Genomic DNA, 16,410 nt, shown 5'->3' on the forward strand with positions numbered 1-16,410 from the left:
TTGACAGCGTATCGGATTGATAAGGAGATATCATGATCACCCCTTTAAAGGCAATCGGTGCACTCGCATTGTCATCACTTGCCATCGCGTGTTCATCACAACCCGAAGATACCGTGGCTTCATTCGCTACACAATGCAAACCTACCACTGCGCCCGTTGCTGGGGAAACTTCAATTCAAGGGTTAACGTTTATCGGGACATCCGTTGCTGATGCCCCATTCGACACATCGGCAGCTGAAATCGTCAGTTATGACGCCTGTACGGATAAGCTCTATGTGGTCAATGCTGAAGCAAAACGTGTCGATGTACTTTCTATGGATGACAACGGCGTACCAACGCAAACCGCATTCATTGATCTCAACAGCGCTGGCGAAGCAGCTGGCGTTGAAATTGGCGCTGCAAACAGTGTCGCTGTATTCAATGGTTTGGTCGCGGTTGCGATTGAAAACAGTAATAAACAAGCGAATGGTATTGTTGGTTTGTACCGCTCCGACGATTTGTCATTAGTCATGACGTTTCCAACAGGCGCTTTGCCAGACATGGTAGGCTTCTCGAAAGATGGCCGATATATCGCAACCGCTAATGAGGGCGAACCAAAAAGCGATTACAGCGTCGATCCTGAAGGTAGCGTCACTTTGATCGATCTAAAACCTAGCGTTGCTCAAGCAGAAGTGACACAAATTGGCTTTAACGAATTTGATGGCTCACGAAAAGCAGAGCTTCCAATGAATGTGCGAATTTCGGGGCCAAACGCCACCATCGCACAAGATCTAGAGCCAGAATACCTCACTTTTGCAGATAACGGTAAAATCTATGTCGCGCTACAAGAAAATAACGCCATGACAATCATCAATCCAGAGAGCAAATCGATAGAAAAAATTGTTGGCTTAGGTGAGAAGTCTTGGTCGGACGCTAAACTCGATGCATCTAACAAAGACAAAATTATTGGAAACTTGAAAAGCTACCCACAACTGGTTGGCTTATTTATGCCTGACACCATCGACAGCTACTCAGTGGATGGGACAACTTACATCGTATCTGCAAATGAAGGCGACGGCCGTGAGTACGGATTCAAAACCACTCAAGAACTGTGCGACAAAGCAGGCTTTATGTGGGATGAAGACGATTTCCTTGGAACAGATGAATATACTTCTGAGCAAGGAACCTGTTTAAGTCATGTTGACGAAGTGCGCGGTAAGAAGCTGAAAGTAGCAGCAGAGCACCCACTGGCAGAAGCACTAAAAGACAACAAACAACTCGCGCGTTTAAAAGTGATTAAGCCGGAAAAAACGCTTTCTGCACAAGATAAGGTTCAAGCATTTGGCGCGCGTTCATTCTCGATTTGGGATGAAAACGGCAAGTTGGTCTTTGATAGCGATGACGATTTCGCGACTATCGCGCTGCTGAATGAAGGCAAGAACTTCAACAGTACCAACGATAACAATCACAGTGGCGATGACCGAAGTGATGATAAAGGCATTGAGCCAGAGGCGATTGAAGTAGCACAAATTAACGGTCGCCATTACGCGTTTATCGGCTTGGAGCGCCAAGGCGGTATTATGATTTATGACATTACCGATCCGAAACAAGTGCAGTTCCTACATTACGTAAACCGTCGTGATTACAATCAGCCAGTGTGTACACAAGTGGAAGATGGAGAATGCACCAACGACACATACAATCCAAAAGCAGGCGATTTAGGCCCAGAATCCATCAATTACTTTACCCGTAATGGTGGTCATTTTATCGCTGTTGGCAATGAAGTATCTGGCACGACATCCGTCTTCCGAATTAACCTATAAAGCAATGTAAAAGTCATTTAGAAACACAACGCCCGGCATAAAGCCGGGCGTTTTTTGTGTGAGGTAATGCCCTACTCTGCCGATGCTAGTGCGTCACACTTTGATGCGCAGATAAAATCGTTTTTATGCAGACCTTTGATAGAGTGACTCCACCACGTTACGGTGACCTTACCCCACTCCAACAAAATAGAAGGATGGTGGAACTCATCTTCTGCCAGTTCCGCGATTTTGTTACTGAAAGCCCATGCTTGTTTGAAGTTTTTGAATTTATACACCTTTTCTAGTTGAGGTATGTCTTCTCTTTCAATGATCTGCCAATCAGACAATTGCAGCAGCAGAGATTGTTGTTCTTCTTTGCTTAGTGCAATGGCATCGATACTACAAGCTTCGCATTTTTGTTCATTCAACATGAGCAGGTTCCTTTGGTTCAAAAAGTGGAGGAAGCAGTCCAGCTTCAATCGCTAGATCGGCTTGTTTCAATAAATTTAACTGACTGATTTTAAAGAGCTGAGAAAAGTCATCAATCACGTAGTACTTCGGTTGCATGATGTCGATACGATAAGGCGTTCTCAGCACAGTTTGTAATTCAAATGGGTCGCGAATTGCTACATCACTCTCTAATGCGTAGAGGGTTTCGCCAGGAGATGAGAGAATACCACCACCGTAAATTTTGGTTTTGTCCCCTTCTTTCACCAAGCCAAACTCTACGGTAAACCAGTAGAGACGAGCAAGATAGGCTCTTTGTTTTGGTGTAGCGGCTTGCCCTAGTTGACCATAATGCTCGGTAAATGCAGCAAAATCTGGGTTGGTTAACATCGCGCAATGACCAAATATTTCGTGGAAGAAATCCGGCTCTTGCAAGTAATCGAACTCTTCTCTGGTACGCAAGAATGTGGCGACGGGAAAGCGCTTATTACCGAGCAGATTAAAAAAACGGTCGAAGTCAATAAGCGCGGGAACGGGCTCCACTTGCCAACCTGTTGTCTCCCTCAGGACACGATTAATTTCTGGCAATTGAGGAACGCGGTCTTGAGGTAAATCAAGCAGCGTTAAACCGTGTAAATAAGCCTTACAAGCTCTGTTTTGGATCACACCCATTTGTCGTGTTACCAAATCTCGCCAAATGGCGTCTTCTTCACGGCTCCATTCAACCCTGCCTTCCTGGTTTACGGGTTTAGAACGATACTGAGTCATGGCACATCTCCATTAACAAATCCTTTACATTAAGCCTATCTTCAGTCTTGAGAGCTTCCAATCCCTACACGATTTTCTCAGTATCGATTTGATGTAACATATTGTTTACAACACATCATAACTGCATGATTTTTATGACACGATATAATATCTAGCTTGTTTGACTTTATCGTGTATTCCTCTCAAACTAAAATCTGTTACCACTTTGTTATAGAGGGACCTATGCGCGAGAGCAACAAAGTATGGCAACCGAGCGAAAGTCGTATCGAAGAAGCCAACATCACACAGTTTATTGAACACATTAATCGACAAGGAAATACCATTGAAAACTTCGCCGATCTGCATCAATGGTCGCTCGATCATGTGGAAAAATTTTGGCAAGAAGTCTGGTTATTCTGCGACGTCATTGGTACTCAAGGAGAGACCGTAAAGGAGCAAGCAAAAAGTCGCTGGCAGCAACCCGTCGAAAATAGGGACATGAAATGGTTCCCAAACGCGCAGATTAACTACGCCGAAAATTTGCTAACCTACGCGTGTCACCAACCCGATGATCTCGCGATTTGGTTTGAAAATGAACGTGAAGAAAAGCAAACCTACACATGGAAACAATTGTGTGAAGAAGTTTCGAGTGTCCAGCAATGGTTGAAAGAATGTGGAATCAAGCAAGGTGATGTCGTCGCTGGTTATTTACCTCACCTACCTCAAACGGTGATAGCCATGTTAGCAACCACCAGTTTAGGGGCAACCTGGACTTCTACCTCACCTGATTTTGGCGTTGAAAGCGTTTTGGAGCGCTTTGGTCAAGTGAAACCTAAAATCCTGTTTACTTGTGATGGCTATACATTCAATGGCAAAACTTTCGATATGTCTGAGAAAAACCAGCATATTGCGGATCATCTTGATGGTCTTAAACAGGTTTGCCAAATTAGCTACCTGAAACCACACATTTTTGAATGCGACGTCTGCACTCAAGATTGGCAAAACGTCCTGAATCAATACACACCCGAAGCGCTGACTTTTACTCGTGTTAATTTTAACGATCCGCTGTTTGTGCTCTATTCTTCAGGCACGACAGGCAAACCGAAATGCATCGTTCATTCCGTCGGCGGAACAGTGCTTAACCATTTGAAAGAGCACCAACTGCATTGCGACATCCAACCTAACGACAGAGTGTTTTATTACACAACCTGCGGCTGGATGATGTGGAACTGGCACGTTTCTTCACTCGCGAGCGGCGCATGTTTAGTAATTTTTGATGGTAGCCCTGTTTATCCCGCTCATAACGTGCTATGGGACCTCGCTGAACAAGCCGAAGTGACGCTGTTTGGAACTTCGGCGAAATACCTAGAGGCATTGGAAAAAGTTTCTTTTTCTCCGCCGAAAAGTGATGCATTTCCAAGTCTGAAAACCATTTGTTCAACGGGCTCGGTTCTGTATCCAGAGCAGTTTGATTATGTCTATCAGCACATTAAAGAAGATGTACACCTCGCATCAATCTCAGGCGGGACAGACATTTGTGGCTGCTTTGTGTTAGGCAACCCTATTTCTCCCGTTTATCGAGGAGAGTGCCAATCCGCAGGGTTAGGGGTCGATGTCAGAGTCTTTAACCCGCAAGGTAATAGAGTAATTGGAGAGCGCGGTGAGTTGGTTTGTGCCAATTCATTGCCCAACTTCCCTGCTGGCTTTTGGAACGACACCGGGGAAAGATACCATCGTGCTTATTGGGATAAGTTCGATAATATTTGGCACCACGGCGACGATGTTAAACAAACCAGCGTTGGTGGATACGTGTTTTATGGTCGAAGTGATACCACGTTGAATCCCGGTGGCGTAAGAATCGGCACAGCCGAAATCTATCAGCAAGTGAACAGTATAGACGGTATTCTAGATTCCATCGCAGTAGGAAAAGAAGTCGATCGCAACGAACAAATATGGCTGTTTGTCCAATTAATGAAAGGGATAGAGCTCAACGACGAGATGATCGCCTCCATCAAAGCACAGCTAAAATCTGCATGTTCTCCAAGACATGTACCTAGTGCAATTTACGCAATAAGCGATATACCTAAGACCCGTTCGGGAAAATTGGTTGAGTTAGCCGTTAAGCAAGTCGTTAACAATCGGAGCGTAGAAAATTTAGGCGCAATAGCCAACCCTGAAGTGTTGGAGGAGATCCGCAGGATAGTCGCCCAAAAATAACCTCAGAACACTTGGTTGTTAGAGAACCACTTTGCTTACACCCCCAGCGACAGGTTGAAGAACAAGTGAGATTAACTTGGGTACATACCCTCAACCGATAAGAAAAAAGCGAGCTAGGTAGCTCGCTTTTATCATGTGGTGTTCTTTATTCAGTATTAACGGCGACCAAGCCCCATTAATACCGACATTGTTTTACCGTCAGATGTAATGTCAAAAACGTGTTGCGATTCAACCTCAGTAAAACCTGCATCTTTCAAAGCACGTTTAGACTTCGCAAGGGTAAAACCGTCTTGTTCAGATTCTGCAATCCAATCAAAATGAACAAAGTAACCGCCGTGGTTAAGTAAAGAATGCGAGATTTTTAATGACGCGTCTAAGTCTTCCACAAACGCTAAAACTGACGATGCAACTACTAGGTCAAACTGTCCACGAAACGCTGGATGCTGAGCGACCAAGCCGCGAGACAATGCATCTACGACAGGTTCTACATTGGCAAGCTCTTTTTTATCGAGTTCTTCAATCATGGCTTCCGATGCGTCTAATGCTACGATGTCTTTAACCATCGGTGACAATCGTTGACTTAACTGCCCTGTTCCGCATCCAAAATCTAGTACTTTAATGCCATCAAGCTGAGTTAGCTGTTGTAACTGCTCAAACACCGACTGCGCAAATTGCTCTGTTGCTGGATTTGATTCCCAGTTTTTTGCTAAGCCGTCCCAATCTTGTGCCATCGTGGCCTCCATGTTCACTTTTTGTAACCCACATAGATTACCGCAAAACCGTTAAAAGACCATAGACTTATCTGGCGGATTCGCGTTTTTTTCGATAATCTTTCACGGCTTTGGGAGCACATCTGCATAATACCCAAATTATTTGAATTCATTTATTGGTTGTGTCAAATCATGAACTTAACTCAAGTAGAAGCCTTCTGCACCATCGCTGAGTGTGGTTCTGTTTCTGAAGCAGCAAGGCAACTCGATTGTAATCGCACCAAACTCAGTATGTCGATTAAGGCTTTAGAGAAAGATCTCAACGTTGAGTTGTTTACCCGAACTGGCAACCAGCTCACCCTCTCTGAAGCTGGGAAAGCCATTTACAAAGATTGCGAACACCTACTTATCATCGCACAGCGGATAAGAAAAACCTGTGCTCAAATCTCTGAAGGTTTTAACGCGGAAGTTTGGGTAGCACGTGACGACTCCTTACCTGATGATCTCTGGCAGGAGCTTTCTCATACACTGAATAACCGCTTCCCTTCCACAACCTTCAACTTAATCTTGGCATCCAGTGGCGACTTAGCCAACTTAGTCAGTACCCACCAAGTGGATTTTGCCTTTGGTGTTGATTATGAGCGCGTCGACGATCCTCGTATCGTGTATAACCCGCTAGGCAAGATACGTATGATGTCAGTATGCAGTGCAGAACATCGCCTAAGTAAGATGCGCCGAGTCTCAGACGAAGATCTGCGCAGCCAGATGCAAGCGTTGATGGTGTACCTAAATGAGAAAGACAACCCTGAACTGCAGCCTTTCTCGACTCGATACATTGGCTTTTCGAGTTTTGACTACATGCTCAACACCATCTTAGAAGAAGACGCTTGGGGTGTACTGCCAGAACCATTAATCCGCCATTACCTTCGCCAGCAAAAGCTCGCCGTTATCAAGCATACATACGGATTGACACAAGAAGACTACTGTATGTTTTCACCTAACGGTCAAACTGAGCACCCAGCAATGACATGGTTAGCGGATAAATTGAGCGAGTATTTATTTGACTTCTAAACATTTTATCAGTGAGCGCCAATTTTATTGGCACCAAGATCATGTAGCAAGTCATTGTTTTATAAGAACATAAACAAAAACGTAACTTTTTATATTAGAACCTGCTCACTTAGTGGTTGCCTAAATTACCTTATGCGAGAAGAATAGTAAGGTATTAAAATTTAAAGGCATCTTTTATGTGTGACAGGACAAGCAAAAACGAAAACCATATTCTAACCATTTCAGCCCTTTTAGCATCTGGGTTCGCTGCTGGTGGTATGGTACTTGGCTTGCTTGTAGGATCAATTGTCATCGTTTTTGACGGTGTTTACTCTTTGGTCAGCTTACTGTTAACTTTATTGTCACTGGCCGCTTCCTACTATATTAACAAGCCCTCAAAATCTGTATTCCCATTTGGAAAAGCGGTCTTAGAGCCAATCGTTATTGCGATAAAAGCGGCTGTCATTTTAGTGGTTGTAAGCTTTTCTCTTTACTCTGCAATTTCAGCATTGATGTCCGGAGGCCGTGAAGTCGATGCTTCTATTGCCACTCTATTCGGCATCGTAAACGTCATCGGTTGTGGTTACGCTTGGTGGTTTATGGCTAAACGCAGCCGTCGCTTCTCATCAGGCTTGATTGAAGCAGAGAAAAAACAGTGGCAGATGGATACGCTATTAAGTGTGGCAGTGACGGTAGGATTTGTTGCAGCTTGGGCTGTATCACTAACGCCATTCGCTGAATATGCGGTTTATGCCGATCCTATGATGATGGTGCTAATGGGCTTCTACTTTCTGAAAGTTCCTTTTGATATGTTGGTTGGTGCACTACGTGAGCTACTAATGATGACACCAAGCAAAGAGCTATGTCAGGTCGTTGGCAATGATGTACTAGAGATAGAAAAAACATCTGACCACCAGCTAAAGTTAGCGGGTATCACTAAAGTGGGCCAAGAGCTTCGCATTAACATCGATTTGCACGTCGATGACGACACCATCGCATTAGATAAATTGGAACAAACTCGTACTCAGTTAACGAAACGTCTGTCGAAGCACAGATTCAAACTGCAACTCCATTTAAACGTCGCAAACTGTTAGAACACGAAAGAAAAAAGCTCCCTCGGTCGGGAGCTTTTTTCTTTCTGTCATTTGAGCATACAGCGCAAAGATAAAATCAGATAATTTTGGTTTAACCTGCAGCTTCACGCTTCTCCTTGGTGACAACCCAGCAAAGCAAAGAGCCCACCGTAACCATCACAACCCCCTGCCAAAAGCTCGGGCTCAACGTCACACCAAGAATAATGGAAGAAAATAGCGCAGAGAAAATGGGCGTAAAGTAAGCAAGTGTCGCAAGAAAGACCATGTTTCCGCCAACAATCGCGATGTTCCACAAACCATAACCACCAGCCATCAACGCCGCAGAAGCAAAAAGGTAGCCCATTGCTTCCCATGAAAAAGTCATCTCTGGCTCATCAGCAAACGCATATTTCACCCATAGCGAAACAGCAGTAGCAATGAAAAACAACGTAATCGCGTTATGTTTGGATTGCTGCCTTTGGGTTAAATTACAATAAAAGGCCCATATAACTGCTCCTGCGAAAGCCATAAAGTACACCAAAGGGTTACTACTGACATTGGACATAATCTGAGTAACGGATAAGCCATTCTCACCACTCACCGTCCACGCGACTCCGATAAACGCCAGCGCAACCGCTGGATAAAGCAGCAAGTTTGTTTTTTTGTTACTGCCTAAAACCGCAAACAAAACGGTGAGTGCTGGCCAAAGGTAATTGACAATCGACACTTCAATAGCCTGCGCACGCGAGTTGGAATATCCCAGAGATAAAGCGAGAAATATTTCATAACAAACGAACATCGCGCCACCAAGCACGAGATATTTTGGAGAAAAATACGATAACTTCGGAATGCCAACTACGATAAGAAGGAAAATAGAACTGAGAGAGTACAACATGGCCGCCCCGCCCACGGGACCTAAGCTCTCCGTAACCAACCTGGCAATGCCAAGTAAGCAACTCCAAGAGAGGATGGCGATACAACCATAAAGTGTGAAACGAAATTGCACTGATTTCATGTGACCTACCACTCACGAATGCCAAAGGAAACATCAGCTTAACTCAAAAATGATCAGGTTCAACGTACTGTTTTATAAAAATCAGTATAAAAATCACTCCATTACGCAGTTGGAGTCGATATGAAACATTTTCTGCCCTCGAGTGTTATGCTTACACCTTTTGTTGTGCGCTACTATGATGAAGAAGACGACGATAGCGAAATCGCCGAAACTGATTCGAGCACTCAGCATCTAAAAGAAACAGAGCAACAAACGGAAACCTCAGACTAAAGGAATTCTCAAATGAAAAAAGTCGCAGTTATCTTCAGTGGTTCAGGTGTTTACGATGGCACAGAACTACATGAAGCCGTATTAGCACTCCATGCCATTGAAAAAGAAGGTGCATCATGGCATTGCTTTGCTCCTAACATCGATCAATTACACGTGATTAATCATCTAACTGGCGAAGAGATGGACGAAACACGAAATGTGTTGGTGGAATCTGCACGCCTTGCACGTGGCAATATTGATGATGTTGCAAGATTAAACCCAGATGAGTTTGATGCCCTACTCTTACCTGGCGGTTTTGGTGCCGCTAAAAACCTCACTGACTTCGCAGTATCAGGAGCTGAGTGCTCGATTAATACACACGTAGCTCAAGCTTGTCGCGCATTCGCTCATGCGAAAAAGCCAGCAGGTTATCTGTGTATTTCACCTGTCATTATTCCGATGATTTATGAGCATGGCGTGAAAGGCACCGTAGGCAACGATGAAGCGATCTCGATAGCATTTAATCAAATGGGCGGTGAGCACATCACTTGCTCTGTCGAGGATATCGTTTTTGATGAAACACACCTCGTTCTATCAACCCCAGCTTATATGTTGGCAGAGAATATCTCTCAAGCGGCATCAGGTATCGAAAAGTTAGTATCAAAGCTGATTGATATTGCCTAATTATTGATAGATAACTTATAAACCTACCTCCCATCCCCATTGATAGTTAAGTTATTAATGGGGATTTTTTATACTTTAGTCTAATTTAGAGATATATCCGTATTAGATATCAATTTTTGCCAATCGATTGCGTTACTGGTTTCATATTTGTTCTACTTTATATCTGTGTTGCACCTATACGCTGTGCAACAAGATCACTGTCACAGTTTTTCTCTTGCAAATACCTCTAAATAGGTAAACTTGCTTCAGATCAACTTCAATGTGGAAACGAGTGTGCGACAGTAAATGGCAAATTAAGAAAGATTATTAAAAATAACGACGGAGCTATCCAATATGACAAGTGCATTTTTTATCCCTACGGTAAACCTAATGGGCGCTGGTTGTTTAAAAGACGCAGCAGACAGCATCCAATCTCAAGGCTTTAAAAAAGGTTTGATCGTTACGGATAAGATCCTTAACCAAATCGGTGTAGTCAAACAAGTTCAAGACCTTCTCACTGAACGCGACGTAGCAACCGTTGTGTACGATGGCACTCAACCAAACCCTACTATCACCAACGTTAATGATGGCTTAGCTTTATTAAAAGAAAACGAATGTGACTTCGTTATCTCACTCGGAGGCGGCTCACCGCACGATTGTGCAAAAGGTATCGCTTTAGTAGCGTCAAACGGCGGCAAGATCGGCGATTACGAAGGCGTTGACCAATCCGCAAAACCAATGCTGCCTCTCGTATCAATCAACACAACGGCTGGTACTGCTTCTGAAATGACGCGTTTCTGCATCATCACAGATGAAGAGCGCCACATTAAGATGGCGATTGTGGACAAACACACAACACCATTGATGTCAGTGAATGATCCCGAGTTGATGCTTGCTAAACCTGCGTCTCTTACTGCCGCAACAGGTATGGATGCGCTAACACACGCAATCGAAGCTTACGTATCTATCGCTGCGACACCAATCACTGACGCGGTAGCAATCAAAGCAATTGAACTGATTCAAGCTCACCTTCGCACAGCAGTGAAAAACGGTGAAAACCTTGAAGCTCGCGAGCAAATGGCATACGCACAGTTCATGGCAGGTATGGCATTCAACAACGCATCTCTTGGTTACGTTCACGCAATGGCGCACCAACTAGGCGGCTTCTACGACCTGCCACACGGTGTATGTAACGCAATTCTTCTACCTCACGTACAACGTTACAATGCGCAAGTATGTCCAGAGCGTTTACGTGACGTTGCTAAAGCAATGGGTGTTGATGTTGAAGGTATGTCAGCAGAGCAAGGTGCTGCGGCGGCCATTGATGCTATCGTTGAGCTCGCTAAAGATGTCGGCATCCCATCAGGCATTAAAGAACTTGGTGCGAAGCTAGAAGACATCCCAACCTTAGCGGACAACGCGCTAAAAGACGCTTGTGGTTTCACTAACCCGAAACAAGCAACGCACGAAGAGATCTCTAAGATCTTCGAAGAAGCGATGTAGGCTCGCTAAGTAAACAATTCTCTAGTCTTAATTCAATCCCCGATCTCGTATTGGGGATTTTTTATGTTCGCATACCCTGCCAAACGTCCTCTTTTAGTGTTAGTTTTTAAGTATCTTGGATTCATATTGGAAGGAACCATGAGAACGATCACTGCGACCCTACTCGCTTGCCTAGCTTTTTCTATTGATGCTGCGGAATATCGTGCCAATGAGGTTGCCAATGGGTTTCAAATCCCATGGGGAATTGAATTTCTCGATAAGCAACAAATGATCGTGAATGAAAAAAACGGCACCGTTTCATTACTTAATATTGCTTCGGGAAAACAGCAAACCCTCTTCAAAGTACCGAATGTGAACACCAGTGGGCAAGCTGGTTTATTAGATGTAGCTCTAGTGCCGAATACCGCTCCACAAAATCCACAGCTTTTCTTTACTTACAGCAAACGTATCGATAAAGGAAATACTGTAGCCTTAGCGACCGCACAATTGAAAAACAATCAACTTGTGGGTTGGCAAGACGTCTTTGTCGCCGACGCCATCACGGACACCAGTCGTCATTACGGCAGCCGTATTGCGTTTGTCGATGACAAGGTTTACTTCTCAATAGGGGACCGTGGCGAACGTGATAATGGGCAAGACACTCAAACCCATGCAGGCACTATTCTTCGCCTCAACCTTGATGGCTCGGTACCACAAGATAATCCATTCAAGACTTCTGAGGCTCGCCCTGAAATATGGAGTTACGGGCACCGTAACCCACAAGGCATGTTTTACGACGAAGCAACAAAACAGCTGTGGTCGATTGAGCATGGCCCTCGTGGTGGTGATGAAATCAATCTGATTAGGAAAGGGGCAAACTACGGCTGGGCAAAAGTCTCGCAGGGTAAAGAGTATTGGGGACCGTTAGACGTTGGAGAAGCGAAAAGCTTACCGAATATGGAAGACCCAAAGTTGGTTTATATTCCGTCTATCGCGCCAAGCAATATGGTGGTGTATCGTGGTGATAAGTATCCAGAGTTGGATGGAAAAATCCTCGCCGGTGCCTTGAAGCTGGCGCACATCAACGTGGTTTCTATTGAGAATGGCAAGCTCACCGAATCAAAAAGATTGATGGAGAGTCTTGGCGAGCGAGTCAGAGATATCACCATCAGTCCGGATGGCTATGTCTATTTTTCAACAGATACAGGCAAAATTTTCCGTCTTGAAGAGAAGTAATCAAACACCAACATCATTGAGACTATTTAATTTGTGACGTATCAGTGATTTATTTTCGTACAAGTAACACTTTTGAATCTAAAATTAACAATAACCTTTTGTTTTTAGAAAGATAGCTTGGTTTAAGTCGTACGAGGTCATCATGGTTCCTTTTCCATTAAAACTTGAAAGAGTCAAAGCCGTTATTTTCGACTTAGACAATACACTCGTTAGCTCCGATATGAACTTCAAAGATCTTCGTCAGCAACTAGGCTGTCCACAAAACGAAGATTTATTGGATTTTGTTGATAAGCTTGACCATCCACATCAGAGAGAGCATGCCCATAATGTTATCTTTGATCATGAAATTTCTGATGCTGAGCAGTCATCTCCGATGCTGGGTTGCCGCGAGCTTTTGGCATACTTACATCAGCATAAAGTTAAAACCGCGATAGTAACGCGCAACTGTTTGATCGCTACGCAGCGTAAGTTGGAACATAACCGAATTGATGTTGAACATGTCCTCACTCGTGAATGCTACCCAGCAAAACCTGATCCTTTATCACTCCAAGTCCTAGCCAAAGAGTGGCGATTAATGCCAGATGAAGTACTTTATGTGGGCGATTTCCTTTATGACCTACAAGCCGCATACAACGCCCAAATGCCATCCTGCCTTGTTCACCATAATACGACTGCACAACTCCACGACTCCGCCTCTCTTGCTGTAACAGAACTGACCGATTTACTCGAATATTTTCAGTCTTTTAAGCTCATTCGCGACTAACTAGGTACTTTCATAAACAAAAGGAGCACTCGCGTGCTCCTTTGACTTATTCCCGATTTATTTATGCGTCCCCAAGTGAGTGCTTGGGTGATGCGTCGCTTAGCCTTGTAGGTAAGCGTTAAGCATCCACATTAATTTTTCTTGCTCACGGATGTAGTCACCCATCAATGCCGCTGTACCTTCGTCATCTGCTTCACCCGCGTTTTGTAGAATCTCACGCTGTTTTAGAAGTAGAACGCTAAAACCTTGAACCAGACCTTGTACACACTCCTCACCAGAAGTCGCGTTTTGATGTTCTTTAATTTCACTTGCTTCCAAGTAGTTGCTGAAGGCGTGCGCTGGCGTATGACCCAAAGTTAGAATACGCTCTGCAAGCTCATCGATTTTTGTTTGTAGATCAGTGTAAATCTCTTCAAATTTTACGTGCAGTTCGAAGAATTGCGCACCTTTAATGTTCCAGTGGTAACCGCGAGAGTTCATGTACAACACTTGGTAATGCGCTAGCAGTTGATTTAGCTGTTGAGCTAGTTGTGCTGATTGTTCGCTGTCTAGACCAATTAGGCTTACTTGTTTGTTCATAATCTTGCTCCTAGAAGGATGATACCAATCGTAGTAACGAACGATTCTCTTACCGGGATTGGTATAAAGTTTAAAAATTCTTTTGCAGTATTTGCTGCCGATGGAGTCATATTACGACTACGGCTCGGTGAAGAAAATTTGGTTTTAGCTATGATTTAAATAGCTAAATCCAATGAGCAAGTAGACGAATATCGGCGTATCATCCAACAAAAAGCCCCAACCCTTTTTGTGTAAAAAGGATTGGGGCTTTTTTACTATTTGGTTAACGTTCAAAAGTAGATGAACAGACGTAAACCTTATCTACGCCGTTTTGAAAGTTGCCATCTGTTGATTCAGCTCAGTAACTTGCTCTTTTACTTGCAATGATGTCTCTGATGCACGTTGGCTGTTATTCGAAACCTCATCCACTGATTGAGTTATATCGGACATCAATCCAGTGATCGAATTGGTCGCATGAGATTGCTGCTCTGCCGCTGCCGCAAGTTCTGCCATTTGTTCATTCAAAGAACCAATTTGTTCAGTAGTGACTAGCAAACGAGTTACCGCTTTTTCAATGTGCTCAGCGCCCTGCTCCGCAAGTGATTGACTGTGTTCAATCTCCTCAACCACCGAATTGGTCGAGCGTTGAATCGCATTGATGATGCCGTTGATTTCTGTCGTCGATTGAGTGGTGCGAGTCGCTAACATACGTACTTCGTCTGCCACAACCGCAAAGCCTCGTCCTTGCTCCCCCGCACGCGCTGCTTCTATCGCCGCATTCAATGCCAGTAAGTTAGTTTGCTCTGCTAAGCCTTCAATCACTTCCGTCACTCGGCCAATGGCTTCGCTCTCTTTACTTAACTGCGTCACTTGCGTACTCGCGGTTTCAATGCTGCCATGTAAGCTTTCCATGGTGACTTTGTTTTGCTCTAAAGCATCACGACCTTGTTCAATCTCGCCTTTTGAATCAGAGAGCTTCTGCACCGATTGATTGGCTTGATCTAGCGTGTTACGCGCGGCTAAAGCGATTTCATCCAATTGGCTTCCCATTTCAACAATGCTGGTTTGTTGCTGTTCTACATTCGATGAAGTGACTTGTGCCGATTCCAACAAAGCACCCATGCTGGTATCCACTTGATGCGCTTTCTCGCTCACCCCTGCCACGATGCTCGCTAACGATTGGTTCATGCGGTTAATCGAATCGGTAAGGTCTGCCAATTCATCTTTCCCAGCAACAGTGAGCGGAGGCTGAGAAACGTCCCCTGAAGCGATCGTCTTTGCACGCTCCGATAAGTTTTTCACTCGGCGACCAATGGTGTTGCCCATGTATTTTGAAATCGCTATCGCGGCAAACAAAACCAGTGCCGCTGCAATCAGCATGGTGGTGAGTACGTTTTTGATCGACTGATTAATGCCCTGTCCGCTTTGATCTGCACGACTTTGTTGAGCCAATACGATCGTTTCTAAACTTTGGTCTAGGGCATCCGCTGCTGGCAACAGTTCGTTCGCCATCAACAAGTTTGATTCATTCCACTCTGGTGACTGACGCAATGCAATCACCTGCTCTGCCAAAGGAAAGTACAGCTGCTGCATTTCTTTAAACAGTGACCACAATGATTGGTCGTTATCAGTAAGCCTGCCGAGTTTGCCGTCGATTTCCGCCACGGACTGATTGTGGTACTTAATCAAGTCGTGGTATTTGTCCAAATGATCTCGCTGCCCGTACAACAGGAAATCTCGCAAAGCAGACAGTGCATTGGCGAGGGAGGTATAACTGTCGGCATAGACTTTAAACAGACGTTTTCTGTCTCCACCAAATGGGTTTCCTGACTCTTCATTGATTAAGCTTTGAAGCTGATCAAGTGCCACTTCTGCAATGGGTGCCGCTTCGTTAATAAAGAGGTTATGCGCGGGTAAGTTCTCATCACTGTGGCTAAGTTCAATCAGCTTGTTTAGAGAAACTTTTACCGCATCCCACTGGGTTTGAATCGCTTGAAAATCCTGTTCAGAGATCAAAGCCTGCAACGTCGGAAGCGACTCGTCTGTAGATGCCATGATATTGCGTACGTCCTCACTCAGACGTGCGCTCGCCTCTTCATCGCCACCTAGCAACATGTAGGCTCGAATAGAAGACAGCGACGCTTGAACGGACTGTTGGATACCGCGACTGGTGTCGACGGTCGGTAAATCGGATTTAAGTAACGAAGAGGCGTATTGCTCTACGGTGGTGACGTTGCGATACGTGAATACCGCTGATGCCATAAAAAGTACGGCTAGCAGCACAAAACTGAGCTGCAACTTCCCTGATATCGTAAGGTTCATCCATAAACTCCTGACAACGATGAGCCTTAAATATAACGATGTTTACAAAAATGTTAAATGCTTGTATCAAAAACAACTTCAGAACAAGGCATTATTT

At 44.4% G+C, this 16,410-nt stretch carries 15 protein-coding genes; 9 read left to right on the plus strand and 6 right to left on the minus strand.

The window, feature by feature from the left end; all coding sequences use genetic code 11:
- Positions 1–32: 32 nt before the first annotated feature.
- A complete protein-coding gene (locus LIX84_RS20140; RefSeq protein ID WP_226422049.1) occupies positions 33–1,802 on the plus strand; it encodes a choice-of-anchor I family protein in 1,770 nt (589 codons plus the stop codon).
- 71 nt (positions 1,803–1,873) lie between these two features.
- On the opposite strand, the gene LIX84_RS20145 is transcribed toward LIX84_RS20140, so the two are convergent.
- A complete protein-coding gene (locus LIX84_RS20145) occupies positions 1,874–2,212 on the minus strand; it encodes a 4a-hydroxytetrahydrobiopterin dehydratase (protein WP_005375563.1) in 339 nt (112 codons plus the stop codon).
- Positions 2,202–2,996, minus strand: a complete 795-nt coding sequence (gene phhA, locus LIX84_RS20150) for a phenylalanine 4-monooxygenase (protein WP_226422050.1) — start codon at positions 2,994–2,996, stop codon at positions 2,202–2,204. The genes LIX84_RS20145 and phhA overlap by 11 nt, the downstream gene beginning before the upstream one ends.
- A gap of 222 nt (positions 2,997–3,218) precedes the next feature.
- Between phhA and LIX84_RS20155 the strand changes: the two genes are divergently transcribed.
- Positions 3,219–5,192, plus strand: coding sequence for an acetoacetate--CoA ligase (locus LIX84_RS20155; protein ID WP_226422051.1), 1,974 nt, complete (start codon positions 3,219–3,221; stop codon positions 5,190–5,192).
- 155 nt (positions 5,193–5,347) lie between these two features.
- On the opposite strand, the gene LIX84_RS20160 is transcribed toward LIX84_RS20155, so the two are convergent.
- Positions 5,348–5,923 carry a class I SAM-dependent DNA methyltransferase gene (locus LIX84_RS20160; protein WP_006742039.1) on the minus strand — a complete coding sequence of 192 codons (576 nt, stop codon included), beginning with the start codon at positions 5,921–5,923 and terminating at the stop codon, positions 5,348–5,350.
- A 171-nt stretch (positions 5,924–6,094) separates the two neighbouring features.
- Between LIX84_RS20160 and LIX84_RS20165 the strand changes: the two genes are divergently transcribed.
- Together LIX84_RS20165 and LIX84_RS20170 are read left to right on the plus strand one after the other, a co-directional pair.
- A complete protein-coding gene (locus LIX84_RS20165; protein WP_006742040.1) occupies positions 6,095–6,973 on the plus strand; it encodes a LysR family transcriptional regulator in 879 nt (292 codons plus the stop codon).
- A 176-nt stretch (positions 6,974–7,149) separates the two neighbouring features.
- Positions 7,150–8,046, plus strand: a complete 897-nt coding sequence (locus LIX84_RS20170) for a cation diffusion facilitator family transporter (protein ID WP_226422052.1) — start codon at positions 7,150–7,152, stop codon at positions 8,044–8,046.
- Positions 8,047–8,137: 91 nt separating this feature from the next.
- Here LIX84_RS20170 and yddG read toward each other — a convergent pair whose 3' ends face one another.
- Positions 8,138–9,040: an aromatic amino acid DMT transporter YddG gene (gene yddG, locus LIX84_RS20175; protein WP_226422053.1), complete on the minus strand. Its 903-nt coding sequence runs from the start codon at positions 9,038–9,040 to the stop codon at positions 8,138–8,140.
- Positions 9,041–9,160: 120 nt separating this feature from the next.
- Between yddG and LIX84_RS20180 the strand changes: the two genes are divergently transcribed.
- From LIX84_RS20180 to LIX84_RS20200, 5 genes are all read left to right on the plus strand, one after another.
- Entirely contained in the window at positions 9,161–9,310 is a 150-nt protein-coding gene (locus LIX84_RS20180; RefSeq protein WP_006742043.1) for a hypothetical protein, read from the plus strand.
- A 12-nt stretch (positions 9,311–9,322) separates the two neighbouring features.
- Positions 9,323–9,973, plus strand: a complete 651-nt coding sequence (elbB, locus tag LIX84_RS20185; RefSeq protein WP_048625237.1) for an isoprenoid biosynthesis glyoxalase ElbB — start codon at positions 9,323–9,325, stop codon at positions 9,971–9,973.
- Positions 9,974–10,306: 333 nt separating this feature from the next.
- Positions 10,307–11,455 (plus strand): L-threonine dehydrogenase, encoded by a 1,149-nt coding sequence (gene yiaY / locus LIX84_RS20190; RefSeq protein ID WP_005391135.1) that lies wholly within the window; start codon positions 10,307–10,309, stop codon positions 11,453–11,455.
- Positions 11,456–11,593: 138 nt separating this feature from the next.
- Positions 11,594–12,670, plus strand: coding sequence for a PQQ-dependent sugar dehydrogenase (locus LIX84_RS20195; protein WP_226422054.1), 1,077 nt, complete (start codon positions 11,594–11,596; stop codon positions 12,668–12,670).
- 142 nt (positions 12,671–12,812) lie between these two features.
- Positions 12,813–13,433 (plus strand): HAD family hydrolase, encoded by a 621-nt coding sequence (locus tag LIX84_RS20200; RefSeq protein WP_226422055.1) that lies wholly within the window; start codon positions 12,813–12,815, stop codon positions 13,431–13,433.
- Positions 13,434–13,532: 99 nt separating this feature from the next.
- Here LIX84_RS20200 and LIX84_RS20205 read toward each other — a convergent pair whose 3' ends face one another.
- Both LIX84_RS20205 and LIX84_RS20210 read right to left on the minus strand, forming a co-directional pair.
- Entirely contained in the window at positions 13,533–14,012 is a 480-nt protein-coding gene (locus tag LIX84_RS20205; protein WP_005388254.1) for a Dps family protein, read from the minus strand.
- 300 nt (positions 14,013–14,312) lie between these two features.
- Entirely contained in the window at positions 14,313–16,313 is a 2,001-nt protein-coding gene (locus tag LIX84_RS20210; RefSeq protein ID WP_226422056.1) for a HAMP domain-containing methyl-accepting chemotaxis protein, read from the minus strand.
- Between the last annotated feature and the right edge of the window lie 97 nt (positions 16,314–16,410).

This window comes from Vibrio sp. E14, assembly GCF_020515785.1.
Classification (GTDB): domain Bacteria; phylum Pseudomonadota; class Gammaproteobacteria; order Enterobacterales; family Vibrionaceae; genus Vibrio; species Vibrio diabolicus.

Excerpts from the sequence above, each read along its gene's own strand:
- LIX84_RS20140 (WP_226422049.1), top strand. The coding sequence starts at position 33 with ATGATCACCCCTTTAAAGGCAATCGGTGCACTCGCATTGTCATCACTT.
- LIX84_RS20195 (WP_226422054.1), top strand. The coding sequence starts at position 11,594 with ATGAGAACGATCACTGCGACCCTACTCGCTTGCCTAGCTTTTTCTATT.
- LIX84_RS20165 (WP_006742040.1), top strand. The coding sequence starts at position 6,095 with ATGAACTTAACTCAAGTAGAAGCCTTCTGCACCATCGCTGAGTGTGGT.
- phhA (WP_226422050.1), bottom strand. The coding sequence starts at position 2,996 with ATGACTCAGTATCGTTCTAAACCCGTAAACCAGGAAGGCAGGGTTGAA.
- LIX84_RS20200 (WP_226422055.1), top strand. The coding sequence starts at position 12,813 with ATGGTTCCTTTTCCATTAAAACTTGAAAGAGTCAAAGCCGTTATTTTC.
- LIX84_RS20205 (WP_005388254.1), bottom strand. The coding sequence starts at position 14,012 with ATGAACAAACAAGTAAGCCTAATTGGTCTAGACAGCGAACAATCAGCA.
- yddG (WP_226422053.1), bottom strand. The coding sequence starts at position 9,040 with ATGAAATCAGTGCAATTTCGTTTCACACTTTATGGTTGTATCGCCATC.
- LIX84_RS20170 (WP_226422052.1), top strand. The coding sequence starts at position 7,150 with ATGTGTGACAGGACAAGCAAAAACGAAAACCATATTCTAACCATTTCA.
- LIX84_RS20155 (WP_226422051.1), top strand. The coding sequence starts at position 3,219 with ATGCGCGAGAGCAACAAAGTATGGCAACCGAGCGAAAGTCGTATCGAA.
- LIX84_RS20210 (WP_226422056.1), bottom strand. The coding sequence starts at position 16,313 with ATGAACCTTACGATATCAGGGAAGTTGCAGCTCAGTTTTGTGCTGCTA.
- elbB (WP_048625237.1), top strand. The coding sequence starts at position 9,323 with ATGAAAAAAGTCGCAGTTATCTTCAGTGGTTCAGGTGTTTACGATGGC.
- yiaY (WP_005391135.1), top strand. The coding sequence starts at position 10,307 with ATGACAAGTGCATTTTTTATCCCTACGGTAAACCTAATGGGCGCTGGT.
- LIX84_RS20145 (WP_005375563.1), bottom strand. The coding sequence starts at position 2,212 with ATGTTGAATGAACAAAAATGCGAAGCTTGTAGTATCGATGCCATTGCA.
- LIX84_RS20160 (WP_006742039.1), bottom strand. The coding sequence starts at position 5,923 with ATGGCACAAGATTGGGACGGCTTAGCAAAAAACTGGGAATCAAATCCA.
- LIX84_RS20180 (WP_006742043.1), top strand. The coding sequence starts at position 9,161 with ATGAAACATTTTCTGCCCTCGAGTGTTATGCTTACACCTTTTGTTGTG.